General features: G+C 70.5%; 15 protein-coding genes. 6 read left to right on the top strand and 9 right to left on the bottom strand.

Features of this window, described 5'->3' with window-relative positions; all coding sequences use genetic code 11:
• Window positions 1-5: 5 nt before the first annotated feature.
• From Q1K33_RS01305 to Q1K33_RS01295, 3 genes are read right to left on the bottom strand one after another with little or no spacing between them, the layout of a single operon-like run.
• A complete protein-coding gene (locus Q1K33_RS01305) occupies window positions 6-1,463 on the bottom strand; it encodes a serine hydrolase domain-containing protein (RefSeq protein WP_300399874.1) in 1,458 nt (485 codons plus the stop codon).
• Entirely contained in the window at window positions 1,460-2,233 is a 774-nt protein-coding gene (locus Q1K33_RS01300) for a DUF4386 domain-containing protein (RefSeq protein ID WP_300399873.1), read from the bottom strand. The genes Q1K33_RS01305 and Q1K33_RS01300 overlap by 4 nt, the downstream gene beginning before the upstream one ends.
• Before the next feature lie 42 nt (window positions 2,234-2,275).
• Window positions 2,276-3,241 (bottom strand): NAD(P)-dependent alcohol dehydrogenase, encoded by a 966-nt coding sequence (locus Q1K33_RS01295; protein WP_300399872.1) that lies wholly within the window; start codon window positions 3,239-3,241, stop codon window positions 2,276-2,278.
• Window positions 3,242-3,297: 56 nt separating this feature from the next.
• On the opposite strand from Q1K33_RS01295, the gene Q1K33_RS01290 reads away from it, so the two are divergent.
• Window positions 3,298-4,029 (top strand): TetR/AcrR family transcriptional regulator C-terminal domain-containing protein, encoded by a 732-nt coding sequence (locus tag Q1K33_RS01290; protein ID WP_300399871.1) that lies wholly within the window; start codon window positions 3,298-3,300, stop codon window positions 4,027-4,029.
• Window positions 4,030-4,150: 121 nt separating this feature from the next.
• On the opposite strand, the gene Q1K33_RS01285 is transcribed toward Q1K33_RS01290, so the two are convergent.
• On the bottom strand, window positions 4,151-4,615 hold the full coding sequence (locus tag Q1K33_RS01285; RefSeq protein ID WP_363319611.1) for an amidohydrolase family protein: 465 nt from the start codon (window positions 4,613-4,615) through the stop codon (window positions 4,151-4,153).
• Window positions 4,616-4,723: 108 nt separating this feature from the next.
• Between Q1K33_RS01285 and Q1K33_RS01280 the strand changes: the two genes are divergently transcribed.
• Both Q1K33_RS01280 and Q1K33_RS01275 read left to right on the top strand, forming a co-directional pair.
• Window positions 4,724-6,184 (top strand): hypothetical protein, encoded by a 1,461-nt coding sequence (locus Q1K33_RS01280; RefSeq protein WP_300399870.1) that lies wholly within the window; start codon window positions 4,724-4,726, stop codon window positions 6,182-6,184.
• A 72-nt stretch (window positions 6,185-6,256) separates the two neighbouring features.
• Window positions 6,257-8,803, top strand: a complete 2,547-nt coding sequence (locus tag Q1K33_RS01275; protein ID WP_300399869.1) for a LuxR family transcriptional regulator — start codon at window positions 6,257-6,259, stop codon at window positions 8,801-8,803.
• Here the strand turns inward: Q1K33_RS01275 and ctlX are convergent.
• The 3 genes from ctlX to uvrA form a co-directional block, all read right to left on the bottom strand.
• A complete protein-coding gene (gene ctlX / locus Q1K33_RS01270; protein WP_300399868.1) occupies window positions 8,756-9,760 on the bottom strand; it encodes a citrulline utilization hydrolase CtlX in 1,005 nt (334 codons plus the stop codon). The genes Q1K33_RS01275 and ctlX overlap by 48 nt on opposite strands.
• A 58-nt stretch (window positions 9,761-9,818) precedes the next feature.
• Complete coding sequence (locus Q1K33_RS01265; RefSeq protein WP_300399867.1) at window positions 9,819-11,681, bottom strand: ATP-binding protein; 1,863 nt, start codon at window positions 11,679-11,681, stop codon at window positions 9,819-9,821.
• A 64-nt stretch (window positions 11,682-11,745) separates the two neighbouring features.
• Complete coding sequence (gene uvrA, locus Q1K33_RS01260) at window positions 11,746-14,280, bottom strand: excinuclease ABC subunit UvrA (protein ID WP_300399866.1); 2,535 nt, start codon at window positions 14,278-14,280, stop codon at window positions 11,746-11,748.
• 99 nt (window positions 14,281-14,379) lie between these two features.
• Here uvrA and Q1K33_RS01255 point away from each other — a divergent pair, with 99 nt between their 5' ends.
• Window positions 14,380-15,414 (top strand): 5'-3' exonuclease H3TH domain-containing protein, encoded by a 1,035-nt coding sequence (locus Q1K33_RS01255; RefSeq protein WP_300399865.1) that lies wholly within the window; start codon window positions 14,380-14,382, stop codon window positions 15,412-15,414.
• Here Q1K33_RS01255 and Q1K33_RS01250 read toward each other — a convergent pair.
• Window positions 15,359-15,895, bottom strand: a complete 537-nt coding sequence (locus Q1K33_RS01250; protein ID WP_300399864.1) for an ACT domain-containing protein — start codon at window positions 15,893-15,895, stop codon at window positions 15,359-15,361. The genes Q1K33_RS01255 and Q1K33_RS01250 overlap by 56 nt on opposite strands.
• 113 nt (window positions 15,896-16,008) lie before the next feature.
• On the opposite strand from Q1K33_RS01250, the gene Q1K33_RS01245 reads away from it, so the two are divergent.
• Together Q1K33_RS01245 and Q1K33_RS01240 are read left to right on the top strand one after the other, a co-directional pair.
• A complete protein-coding gene (locus Q1K33_RS01245) occupies window positions 16,009-17,691 on the top strand; it encodes an alkaline phosphatase D family protein (RefSeq protein WP_300399863.1) in 1,683 nt (560 codons plus the stop codon).
• Window positions 17,692-17,774: 83 nt separating this feature from the next.
• Complete coding sequence (locus tag Q1K33_RS01240; protein WP_300399862.1) at window positions 17,775-18,941, top strand: GAF domain-containing sensor histidine kinase; 1,167 nt, start codon at window positions 17,775-17,777, stop codon at window positions 18,939-18,941.
• Window positions 18,942-19,002: 61 nt separating this feature from the next.
• Here Q1K33_RS01240 and Q1K33_RS01235 read toward each other — a convergent pair whose 3' ends face one another.
• The gene (locus Q1K33_RS01235) at window positions 19,003-21,180 is read right to left on the bottom strand and encodes a glutamine synthetase III (protein ID WP_300399861.1); all 2,178 of its coding nucleotides are present in this window, start codon (window positions 21,178-21,180) and stop codon (window positions 19,003-19,005) included.
• Window positions 21,181-21,271 lie beyond the last annotated feature (91 nt).

Genomic DNA, 21,271 nt, shown 5'->3' with positions numbered 1-21,271 from the left:
GCCGGCTAGGACCGACCAACTCCCCCAGGGGGACTCGCTCGCCGGGCAGTACCCGTGCTGCCGGTGTAGGCGACCGCCAGCCTGAATACGGCCCAGAGGACACCGGTCACTGCTGTGGCGACAAGCGCGATACCGAGGTCGGGCTGGAACAGTCTGATGTTGGCCAAGGGCGTGCCGAACAGGTTCGGCACCAGGCGCAGGATGACCCACGCTGCGCCAAGCGTGGTGAGCAGCGGGAACCACAGGCTGAACCGGCCGAAGGTGCCCGACTTGGCGCGAATGGCCATCCGGTGCCGCCACGCCCAGATCATGCTGAGCGCGTACAGGAACGGCAGGAGTACCAGGGCGACGAACAGGGTCTTCTGGGAGAGGCGCGACCCTTCGCCGTCGTACTCGAGGCCCAACGCCTGGGCGGTGATTGCGTTGCGGAGCTGGGTCGTCTCACCGAACCCGACTCCGCTGCCGGCGTTGACGAGCACGACGACGGCCTTCTTCTCGGTGGGCACCATCGTGGCGAGCGTTTCGAAGCCGGGGCTCGTTCCGGAGTGCGAGACGGTTCCGTTGTCCGAGTCCACGAACCAGCCCAGGCCGTAGAAGGGCGATGCTGCGCTGGCCTGCCGCATCATGGCCGACTTGCCTTCTGCGCTCAGCACGTCGTCGTGGCCGTTCATCATCGTCTGCAGGTAGCGGACCAGGTCGTTGGCGCTCGCGACGATCCCCCCTTGCGGGGCCGTGCCTCGGTACGTCCTGTTCTCAGCGAACGGCCTCTTGGTCCCGAACCATGGTCTGTGGCCGGTCGCCATGGAGGGATGGACCTCGCCGTCGGCGACGAAGCTGTTCCTCATGCCGATCGGTTCGAGGATGTGCTCGGCGACGTAGGACTGGTAGTCCTGCCCGCTCACGACCTCGACCACGCGGCCCAGGATCTGGTAGTTCGTGTTGGAGTACTCCCACTCTCCGACTGCGTGAGCAGGAGCCGCCGATGCGAGCTGGTCGACGCGCCGGGCGAGCTCATCCGTCCCGCCGGACCTGTCGGTGTGGGACACGTTCCCCTGGAGCGTGGAGTAGCCGCTGGTGTGGCTGAGCAGCTGACGGACGGTGATGTCCTGCGCGGCACCGGACGAGAAGTCGCCGAGATGCTGGGAGAACGGGTCGTCCGGGTGGATCTCGCCCGCCTCGACCAGCTGCATGACGGACAGTGCCGTGAAGCTCTTGGAGATCGAGCCCGTCAGGAACGGCGTCTCCGGCGTGACGGCGGTCTCGCCGCCGAGCCTGACCACCCCCCGCGCGCCGACCGACGTGATCTCCCCGTCGACCACCGCGGCATAGGCGAGCCCGGGTACGCCGGACGAAGACATCTCCCGGTCGATCACGTCGTCGATCGCACCGCTGGGCACGCTCATCGGCACGGCACTGCTCAGCCCGAGCGCGACCATCACCGCGAGGGTCTTCGCCAAGATCATCGGGTCGCGGACCGACTCTGTGTCCAGTCGGTCGTCCGCTCGACGGGTGCCCCCGGTGCTGCCCGGCGGCCGGTGGCCAGGAGCAGCAGCCAGACTGCGAAGCTCATCTCACCGATCACCGACGGAATGCCCACCACAGCGAGGAACAGATCGGCGGAGGCCTCGTAGTCGGCCAGGAGCAGGTGCGCGACGGTGTCGAGGACGTAGGCCGCTCCGGCAACCAGCAGCAACCACGCGATCCACCGAGGGCCACGCGCCTTGAGCATGAGCACGCCCAGCACGACGAGGTGGACGCCGAAGGCGGCCAGGCCGGCTACCCAGGTGAAGTCGAAGGTCTGCAGCGCCAGCAGGACGGCGTCATCGTTGGCCTCGCCGAGGGCACCGGGGGCAGAGGTCAGCCAGAGCGCGGCGTACAGGAAGCCGAGCGCGGCCCCCAGCACGACGGTGTAGGCCAAGCGGAACCAGGCCGCGAGCAGTGACAGGTCGCGGTGGACCGGGCGGAACAGCACCCAGAGCGCCCAGGCGACGACGACGTCGATGATGAAGATGCCGAGGAAGGCCACGGCACCGAGGCGGAACGAGGTCTCGGACTCCTGCAGCGAGGCAGCGGTGGCGGCGGCGTCGCCCGGCTGGAGCACCGGGCTGAGCGCGAGGAAGTTGGCGAAGATGGCGAGCACGAAGATGGCCACGTAGCCACCCGCTGCCCAGACGGCGGCGGTGCGAGAAGCAGTGTTGGTGGTGCTGGTGCTGGTGGTGGGGGTGACAGTCATGGGGGTGACTCCTCCTGTCGGGGTCGGGGGTCGGGGGTCGGGTCAGGGCGTGAGAGCGACCTTGCCCCGGGCGTGTCCGCTCGCGACATGGTCGATCGCCTTGGCTGCCTCGTGCAGCGCATAGGTGCGTTCGAGGGCCGGCCGCACGGCACCGTCGTCGACCAGCCGGCCCAAGACGTCGAGGTCGTCGCCCTTCTCCTTGCTCAGCAGTGCGGTGAGGCGCTGGCTCACGAACCGTGAGAGCGCCAGTGCGGCGAGCTGGCGGTGGGTGCCACCCAGCCAGCGGTCACCGCCCTCGCCGCCGACGATGACGAGGGTGCCGGTCTCGGTCAGGAGTCGGCGCAGCTGACGGATCGGACGGAGGCCCGCGATGTCGAGCACGGCGTCGTAGCGGGTGCCGTCGTCGAGGTCTTCGCGGGTGTAGTCGATGACGCGGGTGGCGCCGAGGGCAAGGACCAGGTCGGCCTTGGGGCCGCTGGCCACGCCGGTGACCTCGGCGCCGTACGCCTTCGCGATCTGGACTGCGTAGGACCCGACGCCGCCGGAGGCGCCGATGACCAGGACCCGGTCCCCGGGGCCGATCCGGGCGGCGTCTCGGACCGCCTGGAGGGCGGTGAGCCCGGAGACGGGCAGGGTGGCGGCCTCCTCGAAGGAGAGGCCGGCTGGCTTGCGTGCCATGCGGCTCTCCGGCACCACGGCCAGCTCGGCGAAGGAGCCGTCGGCGGTGCCGATCACCTCCTCTCCGACGGCCACGGTGGTGACCAGGGACCCGACCTCGGCGACGACGCCGGACACGTCGCGGCCCGGAACGGGGTGCTTGGGGCGGCGCAGTCCGAAGGCGAGACGGACGGCGTAGGGGTGTCCGGCCATCAGGTGCCAGGTGCCGCGGTCCACGCCGGCTGCGCGGACGCGGACCACGACGTCGTTGGGACCGGGGGTCGGGTCCGGTACTTCGGTGAGGGACAGCTGCTCGCTGCCGCCGTATCGGTGCTGGTGGATGGCTCGCATGCCGGAATCCTTTGTGTACGGTGTAGGTTATTGAGACCACCGTAAAAGTACGGTGTATGTTTTGTCAACAAGCCGGCGCGTGCTGGCCTCGGAAGGAAACGCGAATGACAGGCAGACCACGCTCGGGCGCGGAGCGGCTCACCCGTGGGGGAATCGTTGCGGCGGCGGTCGAGCTGGCCGACACTGAGGGGCTCGGGGCGCTCTCCATGCGTTCGGTGGCACAGCAGCTCAGCGTGACGCCGATGTCGCTGTACAACCACGTCGCGAACAAGGAGGAACTGCTCGATGGAATGGTCGACGCGGTGTTCGCCGAGTTCTACGCCCCCGCGCCCGGAGCCGAGTGGCACAGCGAGCTGCGGCGACGCGCACTAACCGCCCGCGAAGCCCTCAAGCGCCACCCGTGGGCCGTGGGACTGATGGACTCGCGACGCAACGCCGGCTACGAAACGCTGCTGCACCACGACGCCGTGATCGGCTGCCTGCGCGAGGCAGGGTTCTCGCTGGCCCTGACCGGGCACGCCTTCGCCGTCCTCGACGCGCACCTGTACGGCTTTCTGATCCAGGAAGTGAGCATGCCCTTCGAACCCGGCCAGGACCTCGCCGAGCTCGGCCACCAGATCATGGCTGCACTGCCGGAAGGTCAGTTGCCGTACTTCCGTGAGTTCACCCTCGAGCACGCGCTCCAGCCCGGCTACGACTTCGGCGACGAGTTCGAGGTCGGACTCGAACTCATCCTCGACGGCCTCGCCCAACGACTGGCTTCAACCGACCGCGAACGTGCGTCCTGATCGGCGCAAGTCGAAGGAGACCCGAACCTGACGTCGGAGTCCACAGCAAACTGACCGGGAAGCACCTCGGGAATCACGCGTCCTGTACCCGGATGACCTGGAGTCGCATCGGCTCGTCGTGTCACCGCCACCAGAGCCGGCGGGCGTTGTCACTCTCCACGAGCGCACTCGCAGCAGGCGTCAGGCGGTCGGTGAGCGCCGACCAGCGTTCGAGCGACGCATGGTGCCCCGCGAGATCGCCGAACGCGTCACTGCCGATCATGAAGCGATCGGGATGGCGCGCCACGAGCTCGACCCAACCGGGATGCGCCATACCTGCCTCCACCACCTCGTCGAACAGCACCCAGGAGAGGTCGATGTGCAGGTTGGTGTGCTTCTCGACCAGCTGGGTCACGAGATCCACGTGGTCATCGGGACGCACCCGGCGCGAACACCCGGCGTGTGCCCAGACCTGCGGCACGTGCGGGTGAGAGGCGAGCATGCGGGTCATCTCGTCGACGTACTCGCGGCCGCCGCTGCGACCCGCCGAACTCGCGTCCTGGTGGAAGGTGAACGCCCACCCCTGGGCCGCGCCGATGTCGAGCACCGGGTGGAGCGCGAGGTGGCCAGCCCTAAGCGTTTTCCCCATGGTGGAGTCGGGGCCGTGATCGCTTGGATCGAGGGGTCCCACTCCCGAGCATGAACGAGTGTCCCCATGAAGTCTCGAACCGCAGCCCTGATCGGCGCTGCCCTTCCCCTGACCACGCTGGCCTTCGTCGCCCCGAGCGCCCAGGCAGCAGTCCCCTGGACCGTCCTGCCGACCGGCACCACCGATCTGATCACGGCCGTCGACTACAAGGGCGACACCGTCGCCTTCGGCACCGTCACCGGAGACGTGTACGTCGGCACCGCGACCGGAGGATTCGCCCCCGCGATCAACGTGCCCGGCGAGGTCGTCAGCGACATCTCGCTGAGTCCTGACGGGACGAAGGGGGTGGCCCTCGCGGGCAACGACGCCTACGTGTACGACGGCGCGTCCTGGACCGCGGCCGACTGGACCGACGTCACCTATGACCTCGCCGCTCCCGGCGCCACCTATCCCAACGGGTTCTGCCCCAGCACGCCCGGATCCCCTGGCGACTTCCCGGCAGCGAGCCTCGACCCGACCGTCGACCTCGCCGACGTCGAGTGGCTCGACAACCAGACCGCACTGATCTCCGTCGACGACGTCGAGTCGAGCGTGCTCAAGACCACCGACGGCGGCGCCACCTGGGCCGAGAGTGCGCGCGACAGCGCGGGCAGCTGCCTCCTCGAGGACATCAAGGGCCCCGACCTCACCGTGACGGGCCCGACGGTCTGGGTGATGAGTCGGACCGCCATCATGCGCAGCCTCGACGCCTTCGCCACGGTGCAGCCCTTCGGGGTGGGCGCCGACCACGAGAAGCTCGCCGTGGACCCGTCGAACCCCTTGCGCCAGCTCCAGTCGAAGGACTCGGCCCACTACACGCACCTGGCCCTCACCGAGAATGCTTGGGAGGACTACGCCTGGATCAGGAGCTCGGACGACACCAAGAAGGTCAACGACATCGTCTCCGCGCCCGGACGCTTCTACGCCGTCGGCTCCGGCGGGCTCCTCGAGCGGGTCGGTGGGTCGGGACTCGCCGAGCAGCTCACCGTGCCCGGTCACGCCTCGACCGAGTGGCGAGCCGCAGCGCTCAACAGCCCCACCGAGCTGATCGTGGCCGGCGCCGGCGGGACCCTGGCCCTGGCCACCAACCCGAAGGCCCCCACCGGCGGTGGAGGCGGTGGAGGCGACAACGCCCTCCCGCCGACCAGCAACCCTCCCGTCGCCGGCGGCACGGCGTCCGTCAAGGGCGGCAAGGTCAGGTTCAAGGTGCGCGGCAAGCTGGCCCGACCGGACGGCACCTCCAAGGCGCAGGCCTGCCAGGGCAAGATCAAAGTGACCGTCAAGGCGAGTCCCAAGAAGAAGTCCACACCCAGGACGGTCAAGAAGACCAAGGTCAAGGTCAAGAAGAGCTGCAAGTACGTGAAGAAGATCGCGATCAAGCGCTCCAAGATCGGCAAGGCCAAGAAGCTGCGGCTGATCCTGCGCTTCACCGGCAACGATGTCATCGGCAAGTCCACCGGGAAGTACGCCGTGCGCGTCAGGCGCTGACCGGCCTCCGGGCCACCCGGGGCCCGCTGGACGGCCCCCGGCCGCGGCCGCCGATCCGGATAGCCTGGATCGGTGGCCGTGGCATCCCGATCCGCGCTGCTGTCCGCCCTGCACGAGGTGATCGACGCGTCGCGCACGGACGGCGGACGGGTCGTGCTCCTGGTGGGCGAGGCCGGGATCGGCAAGACCACGCTGCTGGGTGGACTCCTCGCCGAACGAGAGGAGCGGGTCCTCCGAGGCACGTGCGAGCCCCTCGCGACCGCGCGTCCGCTGCTCCCGCTCCACGACTGGTCGCGCCACCTCGACGTCTCGCCGGCGTGGACCGACGATGCCCGCCGCCACGAGTTCTTCGAGGCCTGGCTGGACGTCGTGACCGCCGAGCCGACCGTGGCCGTCGTCGACGACCTGCAGTGGGCCGACGACGCCACCGCCGACCTGCTGACCTTCCTGGCCCGGCGGCTGGCCGACTCCCCCACCACCCTGGTGCTCGCCGGCCGACGACCGAGCGGGCGGATCGGCGAGGTCGTCGCACACCTGGGCCGGATGCCCATCACGACGTCGTACGACGTGCCGCCGCTGGCCATCGAGGAGATCGCACCACTGACGGCCGGCACCGACTACTCCCCCTCCGACGTGCTCGCCCTGACCGGTGGCAACGCCTTCTACGCGACCGAGCTGCTCAGGTCGGGCACCGGCGCGACGGTCTCGTCGTCGTTGAGCTCGGTGGTCCTCGAGCGGCTTCACCTGATGACCGACGCTGCGGTGGCCGTGGTGGAGATGGTCTCGGTCGTCCCTGGCCGGACCGAGCTCTCCCTGCTGCTCGCACACCACGACGCCGCCGCCGTCGACGCGGCCGTGGCGTCGGACTTCCTCCAGGTGAGCGACGAGACCGTCGCCTTCGGGCACGAGCTCGCTCGTGGGGCCGTGGCCGACACGTTGGGGCCGGGCCGCGCCCGGGCGCTGCACCGGCAGGTCCTCGCCGCCCTGGTGGCTCAGCCGACGCAGGACACCGCCGCCATCGCCTTTCACGCCGATGCTGCGGGAGACCACGACCGCGCGGTCACGTTCGGCGTGCGCGCGGCTGCCGCCGCCACCCGGGCGGGTGCGCACGGCGATGCCGCAAGCCAGCTGGAGCGCGTGCTCACGCACCGCCGGCACGTGCCTCCGGCCCGATCAGCCGAAACGTTGATCCAGGGCGCCGACGCCCTTGCCCGTGTCGGCCGCGGCGAGGACGCCCTCGCTCTCCAGATCGAGGCAGTCGACCTGCTCACCGACCTGGGGAATCACGACCTGCTCGCCGAGACCCTTGCGAACCAACACCGCAGTCTCCTCACGGCCGCCCGGCACGAGGAGGCCGAGGCGGTCCTCGTGCAGGCGGAGCGTACGGCGTCACGCGCGCCGGGCGGCATGGGCGAGCTGCACGCGAAGGTCCGCCGCGCCTACCTCGAGATGCTGTCGGGGCACGACGCCGCTGCCCGCGAACGAGGCCGCGAGGCCATCGCCGCGGCCGACCGCCTCGACTGCCCCGAGCTGGGCGCGGTCGCGCACAACGTCGTCGGCAGCTCCTCGTGGACCTCCGACCCCGCTGAGGCCGAGCGCTTGCTGCGCGCCGGGCTGCAGCTGGCCATGTCGATCGGCGACGACACCCATGCGGCGACGATCATGGTCAACCTCGGCTCCGGTGCCGCCTCGATCCGATCGCACAGCCTGGCGCGGCACTGGCTGGAGCGCTGCCTGCGCTGGTGCGAGGAGCGAGACATCCCCTCCACCGACCACTACGCGATGGCCTGGCTCGCTCGGGTGGACCTTCAGGCCGGCGACTGGCGCTCGGCCACGACCCGTGCCCAACGGTGTCGCGACAGCTCGTTCGCTGCCGCCAGCGCTGTGGCCGGCGGCGTCCTCGCCACGCTGGCCGTACGCCGTGGCGACGCCGACGCCGGTGCGCTGGTCACCGACTCCTGGTCGCGAGCCGTCCTCACCGGCCAGCTGCAGCACACCTGGCCTGCCATGGCCACCTGGCTGGAGCACGCCCACGCCACCGGCGCCGCCGTGCCGGAGGAGGCGGTCGCGGTCTTCGCCGAGGCCGTGGCCTGCGACCAGCCCTGGGCGGCCGGCGAGCTCGCCTGGCGTCTGCGCCGGGCCGGAGCCCTCTCCCCCGAAGACTCTCGCCTCGTCGCCATCGACGTCGCCGGGCCGTGGGCAGCGATGCTCGCCGGCGACTGGTCGAGCGCCGGACGCCAGTGGAACCAGATCGGGTGTCCCCTCGAGGCCGCACTGGCGCGCGCTGCCAGCGAGGACCTCGATGCTGTTCGAGCAGCGGTCAGCAGCCTCGACGACCTCGGCGCGGCCCCGGAGGCCGAGGCAGCGGCGGAGAAGTTCGTCCGGCTGGGAGGCCGCGGACTGGCGCGTGTCACCACGTCGCCGCTCGCAGCACTCACCGCACGCGAGCACGAGACACTCGACCTGCTCCGCGGTGGCCGCAGCAACCGTCAGATCGCTCGCGCCCTCGGGATCAGCGAGAAGACCGCCTCGGTGCACGTCTCCAACGTGATCCGCAAGCTCGGCGTCTCCTCACGCACCGAGGCCGCGCTCCTCGTCGATGGCGGCGACCGCGGCTGACGCCGGCCGGTGACCGTCGTCGCGGCGTCGGTCGAGGTGGACCCCCGCGATCATGCAACGCACCGAGCCGCCCGCCAGCTCGATGGTGGGGATGTCGACGTCGATGATCTCGCAGGACTCCTCGATCACCGCGACCTGGTCGTCGCGAAGGCTGCGCCGGGCCCGCGACGACATGGCCATGACGTAGCGGCGCCGGCCGTTCGACGTACGGCCGCAGAGCTCGACCGCGTTGCCGGCGAACTCCCGCACCTGCATCTCGGTGAGCTCGACGACCCGGCGTCCGTTGACGGTGAGCCGCTCGCGGACCGCTGCCCGCCGGGCGTGGTCCGGGATCATGTCCAGCGCCACCAGGGCCACGTCCGTGCCGATGCAGGCCATCACGTTGGTGTGGTAGACGGGCACCCCGGAGGAGTCGACGGCGTCGAAGGCCATCGGCTCGTAGCCGAAGTCGGTGCAGAAGCGCTCCAGCACGTGGGTGTCGGCACGGTAGCTCACGGCCGCGTAGGCGACGCGCGAGACGTGGTCGAGCACCATGGCACCGGTGCCCTCGAGGAAGATGCCGTCCGGCTCGAGGCCGGAGTAGTCGATGATCGTCTGCACCCGGTAGGACGACTTGAGCATCTCCAGGACGTCGGCGCGCCGCTCGTGGCGTCGGTTGGAGGCGTACATCGGGTAGACCGCGACGCTGCCCCCTGCGTGGGTCGAGAGCCAGTTGTTCGGGAAGACGCTGTCGGGACGGGTGTGGTCGGAGTCCGCGAACACGTGCACGCGTACGCCGGCCTCGCGCAACGCACGCGCGACGGCATCCATCTCGGCCAGCGCCAGGGCCGAGATCTCCTCGTCGGAGCGGCCGGCCGGAGGCGCTGCCTGGAAGGCGTTGTCGGCAGCCGTCGCCTGGTTCGGCACGAAGCGCTCGGCACGGACCAGGACGACGGAGGAAGGGGCTTGGGCACTCACGATTCGGACCCTAGACGACGACCGAGGGACTAGCCGTTCCGGGCGGTCGCCGGAGCGTTCAGCCGTCTCGGGTGTGACTGAGGGGGAGGCGAACGGTGAATGTGCTGCCCTCGCCAGGTGCAGAGGTGACCCGGATCGACCCGCCGTGCCGTTGCACGATGCGGCGAACGATGCTGAGACCGAGCCCCGTGCCCGGCAAGGCCAGCGCGGACGGGTTCGTGGAGCGGAAGAATTCCCCGAAGAGCTCCTCCTGGTCGTCGGCGCTGATCCCCATACCCGAGTCAGCGACCACCAAGCGGACGAATCGGGCACTGCGCTCCAGGGCCACCTCGACGAGGCCTCCGGCCGGGGTGTACTTGATGGCGTTGTCGACGAGATTGAGCACGACACGTTCGAGCTCGCCACCATTGCCCGTGATGAGAACCGGCCCTCCGTGAGGGGCGAGTCGGAGCGAGACACCTTGTGCCTTCGCCTGTGGTTGGAGCGAGGACACGACGTCGCGGGCGACGAGCCGCAGGTCGAGGATTCCGGGCTCCGAGCCCACCGCCGCATCGATCCGCTTGAGCATCAGGAGCTCATCGGTGAGCCTCAGGACTCGCTGAAGGTTGCGGTGCACCACCTCGAAGGCGTCGCTGCCCACCACGGCACCAGCCGTCATCGCATCCTCGATCAGCTCGAGGTGGCCGACCACGGAGGTGAGCGGCGTTCGCAGCTCGTGGGACACCGTGGAGACCAGGTCGTTCTTGTACCCGTCCAGCGCCTTCAGCTGCTGCACCAGCACCCGCTCCCGCTCCAGAAGGCGTACCGACAGCACCGCCTGTCCGAGGTGCCGGCCCAGCCGAGCCGCGGCCTCGAGCTCCTCGGCGGACCAGCCCGACTCGTTGTCGCGACAGGCCACGAAGTATCCGAAGCAGTCGGGACCCACCCCGACCGGACACATCAGCAGCCTGCTCACCCCGATCGACTCGAGGAACTCGGTCAGATCCGTTTGCTCGTCCGCAACCGGGTTCGACTCGCTGGTGGAACGTCGCACCCAGCCCGCACGCCCTTCGACGACCCGGATCCGTTCTTGGGTCTCGTTCCACGGCGACGTGCTGGAGACCCAGCGCCCGTGGCGGAGGAACGCCGTGGCCACCACCCCGGCGTCCCAGGCCGCACGGGCATCGGCGGCCGCGTGGGCCAGGATCTCTGCAGTCGCAGCCGGCACTGTGCCCGTCGGCACGCCCGCCATCTCGCCCGGGTGCCCGGGATTCTGCTGGTCGATGATGCGGACCCAGAACGTGCTGGCCTGCAGCACCGAGGAGAACGACGGTGCACAGGCAGCGACAAGACTCCCCAGATCGTGGTCGGCCTCGGTGCTGAGAAGGGCTGCCTGAACAGCGCTGGAGAGCCGGACCCGCTCCTCCAGTGCGGTCGCGCGGCGCGCCTGGTTGAGCGCGAGTCCGGCCAAGTCGGCGTACATCTCCAAGAGCTCGCGCCGAGGAGCCGCGGGCCGCATGCCGTCGTCGGGAAGATCGACGGAGAGCACGCCCAGCAACTCGCCCTCCGGCGAGCTGAGCAGGCACCTCAGCGTGTCCTCGCCCTCCCACTGCCCCGGCCCTCGTGTGACGTCCGACAGATCTGGGATCCACCCTCCCACGCCCTCTCCCAGGCGACCGGCTGGGAGGAAGAAGAGGGAGCCTGACTGGTCGGAGGCCGCGAGCTCGACCTCCATCTCGGCCAGGCTCACGCGCGTCCCCATGAGCTCGGCCCGGGCGTCCTCGCGGCCGGCCACCGAGACGATCTCGAAGTCCAGTGCGTCGGTGAGCCAGCTGATCGCCGCCACCTGGAAGCCCACGACATCCACCACGCCCTGGGTGAGGACGCCAAGTGCCGTGTGCACGTCGACGCCCAGGTTGATCCGACGGATGATCTGGTACATCGGCCGAAAGAGGTCCGCATCATGCCGAACCGGGGCCATGTCGCCTCCCGAACGCTCTGGATGCTCAGCGTAGCGACTCCTGGCTCGCTCGGTCAGCGGGGATGAGCCGACGAGCCAGGTAGGGCGCCGTGACGCTGTCCGACGACCCCGCCACGTCGTGGGGCGTCCCGGTGGCGACCACCTGGCCTCCCGAGTCTCCGCCTCCGGGCCCGAGGTCGATCACCCAGTCAGCCGTCGCGACGACGTCCAGGTCGTGCTCAACGAGGACCACGGTGTTGCCGGCCTCCACGAGGCGATGGAGCTGGCGCAGCAGGAGCGCGACGTCGGCGGGGTGCAGCCCCGCCGTCGGCTCGTCGAGCAGGTAGAGCGCGTGGCCGCGGCGGGCTCGCTGCAGCTCGGTGGCGAGCTTGATCCGCTGTGCCTCTCCCCCGCTGAGCTCGGTGGCAGGCTGACCCAGGCGCAGGTAGCCGAGGCCGACCTCGCGCAGGGTCTCGAGGCTGCGCGAGGCAGCCGGCACGTCGGCGAGGAACTCGGCCGCGTCGTCGACGGTCAGTCCCAGCACCTCGGCGACGTTCTTGCCCCGGTAGGTCACCTCCAGCGTCTCGGCGTTGTAGCGCGCGCCGTGACACGTGGGGCAGGGCGCGTAGGTGCCGGGCAGGAAGAGCAGCTCGACCGAGACGAAGCCCTCGCCCTGGCACGAGGCGCAGCGCCCCTCGGCGACGTTGAAGGAGAAGCGTCCCACTCCGTAGCCCCGCGCGCGGGACTCGTCGGTGGCGGCGAAGAGCTTGCGTACGGCGTCGAAGAGCCCCGTGTACGTCGCCAGGTTGGAGCGAGGGGTGCGGCCGATCGGCCGCTGGTCGACCAGCACCAGGCGGTCGAAGGCCTCCAGACCGGACGCGCTGTCCACGTCGACCTCGAGTCCGCTCGCGTGAGAGGCGTCGGCTGCGGGATCGGCGTCGGGGTCCGGAGCTAGACCCAGGTGGACCCGCACCAGCTCGGCGAGCACCTGCGTGACCAAGGTCGACTTGCCGGAGCCCGAGACCCCCGTCACGGCCGTGAGCACGCACAGTGGGACGTCGACCGACACGTCGTCGAGATTGTGCCGCGAGATGCCGCGCAGGTGGAGCCAGCCGTGCGGCTCACGAGGCGCGTGGACCAGCCGCTCGGCGCGCCCGAACAGGTGGTTGCTCGTGGCCGACTCCGCGACGTCCTCCAGGCCGGCGACCGGTCCGCTGTAGAGCACGCGCCCGCCGGCATCCCCGGCGCCGGGACCGATGTCGACGACCCAGTCGGCACGCCGTACGACGTCCATGTCGTGCTCGACGACGAATAACGAGTTGCCCGAGGCCTTCAGTCGGTCCAGGACGTCGAGCAACGGCTCCGCGTCGGCGGGGTGCAGACCCGCCGACGGCTCGTCCAGCACGTAGACCACCCCGAAGAGCCCCGAGCGCAGTTGGGTGGCGATCCTCAGCCGCTGGGTCTCCCCGGGCGAGAGCGTCGTGGAGCTGCGACCCAGGGCGAGGTAGCCCAGACCCAGGTCGAGCAGCACCTCGATCCGGGCCACCAGGTCCGCGCAGATCCGCCGGGCGACCTCGTTGCTCTCGCTCTCGGCCGCGAAGGGCCGCAGCACCGCGACCAGGTCCTGGAAGCTCGAGTCGTTGACCTCGGCGATGGACTGCCCGGCGAAGGTCACCGCCAGCGCCTCGACGATGAGTCCGCTGCCCCCGCAGTCGGGGCACGCGCTGCTGGCCATGAAGCGCAGCGCCTTGGTGCGCATCGCCTCGCTCTTCGAGTCCGAGAGCACGTGGAGCACGTGCTTGCGGGCGCTCCAGAACGTGCCGTGGTACGGCCGTCCACTCCCTCCGTCGTCGCGGTGCTGGGTCTCGATGAGGACCGACGGCTGCTCGTCGGTGTAGAGGATCCAGTCGCGGTCGCTCCGGTCCAGCTCCTGCCACGGCCGGTCGACGTCGATGCCGAGGCTGCGCACGATCCGGCGCAGGTTATGGCCCTGCCACGCTCCCGGCCAGGAGGCCACGGCACCGTCGCGGATGCTGAGGGACGGGTCCGGGACCAGCAGCGACTCGCTCACCTCGTGCGCCACTCCGAGCCCGTGACAGCGCGGGCAGGCACCGGCGGCGGTGTTCGGGGAGAACGCCTCGGCGGCCAGGTGCCCGGCACCCTGCGGGTAGTGACCGGCACGCGAGTACAGGATGCGGAGCAGGTTGGACAGGGTCGTGAGCGTGCCCACCGTCGAGCGTGAGCTGGCCGCCCCACGCCGCTGCTGGAGGGCCACCGCGGGCGGCAGCCCGGTGATCTCCTGGACCTGGGGAGCACCCACCTGCTGCAGCAGCCTGCGGGCGTACGGCGCGACCGACTCGAAGTAGCGGCGCTGCGCCTCGGCGTACAGGGTCCCGAAGGCCAGGGACGACTTGCCCGAGCCCGACACCCCGGTGAAGGCGACCATGGCGTTGCGTGGAAGGTCCACGTCGACGTGCTTGAGATTGTGCTCACTGGCCCCGCGCACGTGCACGTACTGGTCGTGGGGGTCGAAGTCCCCGTCACCGACGGGCACTGGTGCTCGGTAATCAGGAGAGCTCACGCTGCCACCATGCCCGACCTGGCCCTGAGGATGCTCAACGGCGTCACACTCCGCCGAGCCTGACGAGCTGCGGAGTCCTGGGTAGGCTGCCTCACCGACATGTCCGTTGACCGTATGCCGCCCGCCGCCCGGTCCCGCCTCCTCCTCTGCATCGACGCCCCGTCGCTGCTGCACCGCAACCACCACGCACGGGTCGGCACCGACCTGCGGGATCAGGGCGGCCGGCCGGCCTGGGCCTTGCACGGGATGGTGCGCCAGATCGTCGAGGCCGTCGAGGCGTTCGCGCCCGATGCGGTCGTGTTCGGTCTCGACGACAAGGCCTTCTCGGTCCGCGCGCAGGCCTATCCCGCCTACAAGGCCGGGCGTGCCGAGAAGGACCCCGCGCTGGTCGAGCAGCTCGGGCGAGCCGGAGCCCTGCTCGACGCGCTCGGGCTCCTGACCCTCACCCCCCCGGGGCTCGAGGCCGACGACGTCAGCGCCTCGGCGGCCGCGTGGGCACGCAGGTCGGGCTGGCGGTGCGTGATCATCACCTCGGACCGCGACGCCTTCGCCCACATCAGCGAGACCACCGAGGTGCTGCGCCTCATCGACGGCGGCATCCACGGCTCGCCGCTGCTCAACCCGGCCCGACTGCTGGCGATGTACGGCGTGGCCGCCGAGCACTACCTCGAGTACGCCGCGCTGCGCGGTGACGCCAGCGACAACCTTCCCGGAGTCACCGGGATCGGCGAGAAGGGCGCCGCGGCGCTGCTCGCCCAGGTCGCTTCTATGCGCGAGGTGTGGGCTGATCTCGAGCACACCGACGGCGCCACGATCGCCGCGGCCCTCGACGCTGACGCCGCGGAGTCGGGCCAGCGTCGGATCAGCGTCGGCCTGCTCAACCGGTTGCGCGACCCCACAGCCCGGCAGCTGTTCGAGTTCAACCTCGAGGTCATGGCCGGCCATGACGACCTCGACCTCGGGCTCACCCCCGACGTACCGGGCTCGCCCGGTCTGCTCCCCCTCGAGGAGGCTCGCGTGCGCCACGTCGTGTCCCACCTCGGCGTCGAGGGGACGACCGAGCACGCGGTGCGGGTGCTCAGCCGCCGGACGCACCCGGAGCGGGTGCCGGACCCAGGTCCAGGTCGACCATGAGCTCGTCGGCGAGCCGTTCGAGGTCCGCTCGTACGTCGCCCAGGGACGTCGAGCGCGGGATCGAGAGTCGCGCTTCGACCTCGAAGAGGGTGCCTCCCGCCATCGGCGCCTCGCGGACGTCGGTGGACAGCTCGTCGATGCCCACGCCTCGCGCCGCCAGGGCGGCCGAGATCTCCGCGACGATCCCTGCCCGGTCCTGACCGAGCAGGTGCAGGTGCAGGGGGACGACGTCCCGTTCGGCGTCCGCGTGCTCGATCCGTTCCACCCGGACGTCCAGCCCCGCCAGCTCGCCCAGTGACTGCTCCAGGGCAGCGATCGCGGTCTCGGGAACCTCCACGAGGGCGATGCCCGCGAACTTGCCGCTCAACCGCGCCATCTGGCTGCGCTGCCAGCTCCCACCGCGCTCCTCCACCTGCCGCGAGACCGCGGACACCAGTCCGGGACGGTCGTCTCCGATGACGGTCAGCACGAGAGAGGCCACGGCCGCAGGATAGGCCCCGCCGGCCACGGCGCCGCCGGTGACGCCCCGGTGAACTCTGTCCGACGTCTGTCCATCGCCCGGCACCTCGGCGCCGCTCCGACGTTGACCCGGGTGTGAAGCCACTCATCCCGCGCCGGACCGTCCTGGCCGCCTCCGCCGGCGTGGCGGGAAGCGCCACTGTGCTCCCCACGTTCGACCCAGCAGCCGGGGCGGCGGCGGCCCCGCCGCGCGGGCGGCACCCGGTCTTCCCGCACGGCGTAGCGTCGGGCGACCCGGGCCCCACCGCGGTGGTGCTGTGGACTCGGGTGACGCCGACCCCTCGAAGCAGCCCGGGGTCGGGGCACGGCCCGCGGGTCACGGTGCGCTGGGAGGTCGCCCAGGACCCCCGCATGCGACACGTCGTCCGTCGTGGCCGATCGGCGACCGGCCCCGGGCGCGACCACACCGTCAAGCTCACCGTGACCGGCCTGGCGCCGAGCACCTGGTACTACTACCGCTTCACCTACGAGGGCCATCGCAGTCGCGTCGGACGCACCCGTACGACGCCCGCCGCCGACGAGGAGACCGAGCACCTGCGCCTCGGCTTCGTCTCGTGCGCGAACCTGCAGGCCGGCTGGTTCAGCGCGTATCGCCACCTCGCGGCGCGCAACGACCTGCACGCGGTCGTGCACCTGGGCGACTACCTCTACGAGTACGGCTCGGACGGGCACGGGATGGGCGCCGACGACGTCGTGGTGCGTCCCCACGAGCCGGCCCACGAGATCCTCGGGCTCGCCGACTACCGTCGGCGGCACGCGCAGTACAAGCGCGACCGGGACCTGCAGGACCTCCACGCGGCGTACCCGATGATCGCCACCTGGGACGACCACGAGTCGGCCAACGACGCCTGGCGCGGTGGCGCCGCCAACCACTCCCCCGCGGAGGAGGGCGGCTGGAGGCGTCGCCGGGCCCGTGCGCATCGCGCCTACGACGAGTGGATGCCGGCGCGCCTGAACGGCTCGGTACGACTACGCGACGGCACTAGACTCTTCCGCACGCTGCGGTTCGGCACGCTGGCCGACCTGTCGATGCTGGACCTGCGCACCTACCGTGACGAGCAGGTGGCCGATCTCACCGACACCAGCGTCGACGACCCCGACCGCACGATCACAGGATCCGCGCAGCTGGGGTGGCTCAAGGACTCGCTGAGCACCAGCAGGTCACGGTGGAAGCTCGTGGGCAACCCGGTCCTGATCGCGCCGCTGTCCCTCGGTGGCCTGCCCCCCGAGGCCGCAGCAGCCCTCAACCGGCTGCTGGAGGGAGCCGTCTCGGCCGACGGCGTCCCGCTGAACACCGATGCGTGGGACGGCTACACCCACGATCGTCGCGACCTCTTCGACCACATCGCCGCCGAGCGGATCGACGACGTCGTCTTCCTGACCGGCGACATCCACACGGGCCTGGCTGCCGAGCTCCCGCTCGCGAAGGGGACCTACCCCCTGGGCGGCAACGTGGGCGTGGAGTTCGTGTGCGCCTCGGTGACGTCGAACAACTTCAAGGACGACACCGACACACCCCCGCACACGACCAGTGACGTGATCGCGGCGGCGCTCCGGGCGAGCAACCCGCACTACCGCTACGCCAACCTCGACGACCACGGGTACTGCGTCCTCGACGTGACCCCGGAGCGGGTCCAGTGCGACTGGTGGGTGATCGGCGACCGGGCGCAGCGACGCTCGGGGATCCGGCACCACGCCTCGTACGCCGTCCACGCCGGGTCTGCGCAACTCAGCTCGGTGCGTGACCCGGTCACCTAGACTGGTGCTGCTCCCTCCACCTCCACAGAGCAGGACCCTCCGTGCACCATCGCGTCATCGATCATGAGCACGACGCTGCCCGGATGGCCGAGCTGGAGCGCTACCAGGTCCTGTCCGCGGAGCCCCGGCCCGAGCTGACCGCCCTGGCCGAGCTCGCCGCCCGCGTGTGCGGCGTCTCGTCCGCCTTCATCTCGGTGATCACCGACGACGAGCTGCTCCAACTCGCCAGCGTCGGCTTCGAGGGCTTCACCGTGCCGCGCGCACTGTCGATGTGCGACGCGGTCCTCCACGAGGACGAGCCGCTGATCTCCTCGGACCTGCGCGTGGACCCCCGCTTCCGCGACAACCCCTACGTGCAGCAGGGCCGCACGGTCTTCTACGCCAGCTACCAGCTGACCAGCCCTGCTGGTGTCCCGTTCGGGTCGCTGTGCGTCTTCGACGACACCGAGCGCGAGATCGACGCCGCGCAACGGCGCGCCCTGCGCGACCTGTCCGACCGCGTCGTCGACGTCCTCGAGCTCGAGCTGCGCAACCGTCAGCTGGCCAAGGCCATCCACGAGCTCGAGCGGAGCAACCAGCAGCTGGCTGCCTTCGCCGGCCAGGTCAGCCACGACCTGCGCAACCCCCTCGCCGCCGTCACCGGCAACCTCGAGCTGCTCGAGGACCTCGTCGTGGCCGCCGAGCCGGACGTCGCGACGATGCGCGGCCTGATCTCGCGTGCCCACCGCAGCACCGAGCGGATGGGACGACTGGTCGACGAGGTGCTCACCTTCGCGGTGCTCGGCGGTCGGCTGGACCGGCACCGCGTGGACGTCGACGCCCTCATGCGCGAGGTGCGCGAGGACCTGTCCTCGCAGCTTGCCGGAGCTGCGATCGAGGTCGGGGAGCTGCCCGCGGTGCAGGCCGACCCGGTGCAGCTGCGGATCGTGCTGCAGAACCTCGTCTCCAACGCGGCCAAGTACACCCGCCCCGGCACCACCGCGAGCATCTCGGTGCACGCCGAGGTGTCGGGCACGACGTGGCGCCTGGAGGTGGTCGACCACGGGCTCGGGGTGCCCCCCGCCGATCGGGACCGGGTCTTCGAGCCCTTCGTGCGCGTCGCGGAGGGTCTGCGCGTCGATGGCACCGGTATGGGCCTGCCCACGTGCCAGCGGATCGTCCAGGCGCACGGCGGGCGCATCGGTCTCGACGAGACCCCCGGTGGCGGAGCCACCGCCTGGGTCGAGCTGCCGGCGGCACCTGACGCCTGACCGGGATCCAGGACCGTTGCCGGCCCGCGGCTGCGACGGTCCTGGTCCCGGCTCGAACGGCTCAGAGGATGTAGAGCATCTCCTGGTACGTCGGCAGCGGCCAGAGGTCGTCGGCCACCAGGCCCTCGAGCTCGTCGGCGGCCTCGCGGACCGCGGTCATGGCGGGCAGCACCGAGTCGCGGGTGAAGGTGGCCGCCTCCAGCGGGTCCTCGGCGTGCTCATGGGCGATCGCGTCGCTCAGCGTGGCCAGGCCCTTCTTGAGCGCGGCGATCGGGGCGCTGACCGCCTCGAGCGTGGAGAGGTCCGCCTCGACGCCGGCGGCCTTGAGTGCGGCGACGTTCGAGGCGAGCTCGGTCTGGTAGCGAAGGGCCGCCGGCAGCACCGTCGTGGAGCCGATCTCCAGGGTGAGGTTGGCCTCGACCGCGACGGTGAGGATGTACTGCTCGCAGCCCACCTCGTAGCGGCTGTGGGCCTCGCCCTCGTTGAACACGCCGTACTTGGTGAACAGCTCGATCGCCTCGGGGGTGATCAGCTCGGGCAGCGCGTCGACCGTCGTGCGCAGGTTCTTCAGCCCGCGCTGCTCGGCCTCGATCGGCCACTCGTCGGAGTAGCCGTTGCCGTTGAAGATCACGGTGCCGTGCTCGGACACGATGTCGGAGAGCAGCGTCTGCACGGCCTCGTTGAAGTCCGTGCCGCCGGCCACCGCGGTCTCGAGTGCCGAGGCGCAGTAGTCGAGGGCCTCGGCCATGATCGTGTTGATCATGACCATCGGACCGGCGACGGTCTGCAGCGAGCCCGGCGCCCGGAACTCGAAGCGGTTGCCGGTGAAGGCGAACGGCGAGGTGCGGTTGCGGTCGCCCGGGTCCTTGGAGAGGTTCGGCAGGGTGTCGACGCCGATGGTGAGCGTGCCCTTCTCCTTGGAGCGGGTCGCGCCGCCCTTGGCGATCTGGTCGAAGACGTCGGCCAGCTGGTCGCCGAGGAAGATCGAGATGATCGCCGGCGGCGCCTCGTTGGCTCCGAGACGGTGGTCGTTGGACGCCGAGGCGACCGAGGCGCGCAGCAGCCCGCCGTACTTGTGCACCGAGCGGATGACCGCCGCACAGAAGACCAGGAACTGGGCGTTGTCGTGCGGGGTGTCGCCGGGCACGAGCAGGCTGCCGAGCTCGGAGTTCCCGAGCGAGAAGTTGACGTGCTTGCCGGACCCGTTGACGCCGGCGAACGGCTTCTCGTGGAAGAGGCACTCCATGCCGTGCTTCTTCGCCACGGCCTTGAAGGTCGTCATCAGCAGCTGCTGGTGGTCGGAGGCCTCGTTGGCGCGCTCGAACATCGGCGCGACCTCGAACTGGCCCGGAGCGACCTCGTTGTGGCGGGTCTTGGCCGGGATGCCGAGCTTGAACAGCTCCCGCTCGGTGTCCATCATGAAGCCGAGCACCCGCTCGGGGATCGCGCCGAAGTAGTGGTCGTCGAACTCCTGGCCCTTGGGCGGCTTGGCGCCGAAGAGCGTGCGGCCGGCGTTCAGCAGGTCGGGGCGGGAGAGGAAGAAGTGGCTGTCGACCAGGAAGTACTCCTGCTCGGGGCCGCAGTAGGCCACGACGTTCTCGGGGTCGTCGTGCCCGAAGAGCTCGAGCACCCGCTTGGCGTGCACGGCCATCGCCTGCTGCGAGCGCAGCACCGGCGTCTTGTGGTCCAGTGCCTCACCGGTCATCGAGATGAAGATGGTCGGGATGCACAGGGTGTTGCCGTTGGGGTTCTCCAGCACGTACGCCGGGCTCATCACGTCCCAGCCGGTGTAGCCGCGTGCCTCGAAGGTGTTGCGCAGCCCACCGTTGGGGAAGCTCGACGCGTCGGGCTCGCCCTGGATCAGCGTCTTGCCGGAGAACGAGGCGAAGGCCGTGCCGTCACCGACCGGGTCGAGGAAGCTGTCGTGCTTCTCCGCGGTCAGGCCGGTCAGCGGGTAGAACACGTGGGCGTAGTGCGTGGCGCCCTTCTCCAGGGCCCAGTCCTTCATCGCCGAGGCGATGGAGTCGGCCACGTCCGGGTCCAGCGGCGTGGACCGCTCGATCGTCGACAGCACCGACTTGTAGACGGCCTTGGGCAGCCGCTTCTGCATCACGGTGAGGCTGAAGACGTTCTCCCCGAAGATCTCGCCCGGCTCCTCCCCTGGGTCGAAGCTGATCGGCGGCGGGGTGAAGGCCTCGACCGACGTGATGGCCTGGAGACGAACGGGATTGGCGGTCATGCAGATAACTCCCTCGGGCGTGGAACCGGCCTCGGGAGCCGGCGTTGCCGCGAACCTAGGACTGTCCGGTGTCGCGGACGTTTCGTAGGTG

It is taken from the genome of Nocardioides sp., assembly GCF_029937575.1.
In the GTDB taxonomy this organism is placed as follows: Bacteria; Actinomycetota; Actinomycetes; order Propionibacteriales; family Nocardioidaceae; genus Nocardioides.
This window is presented reverse-complemented; position numbering and strand designations above follow the sequence as displayed.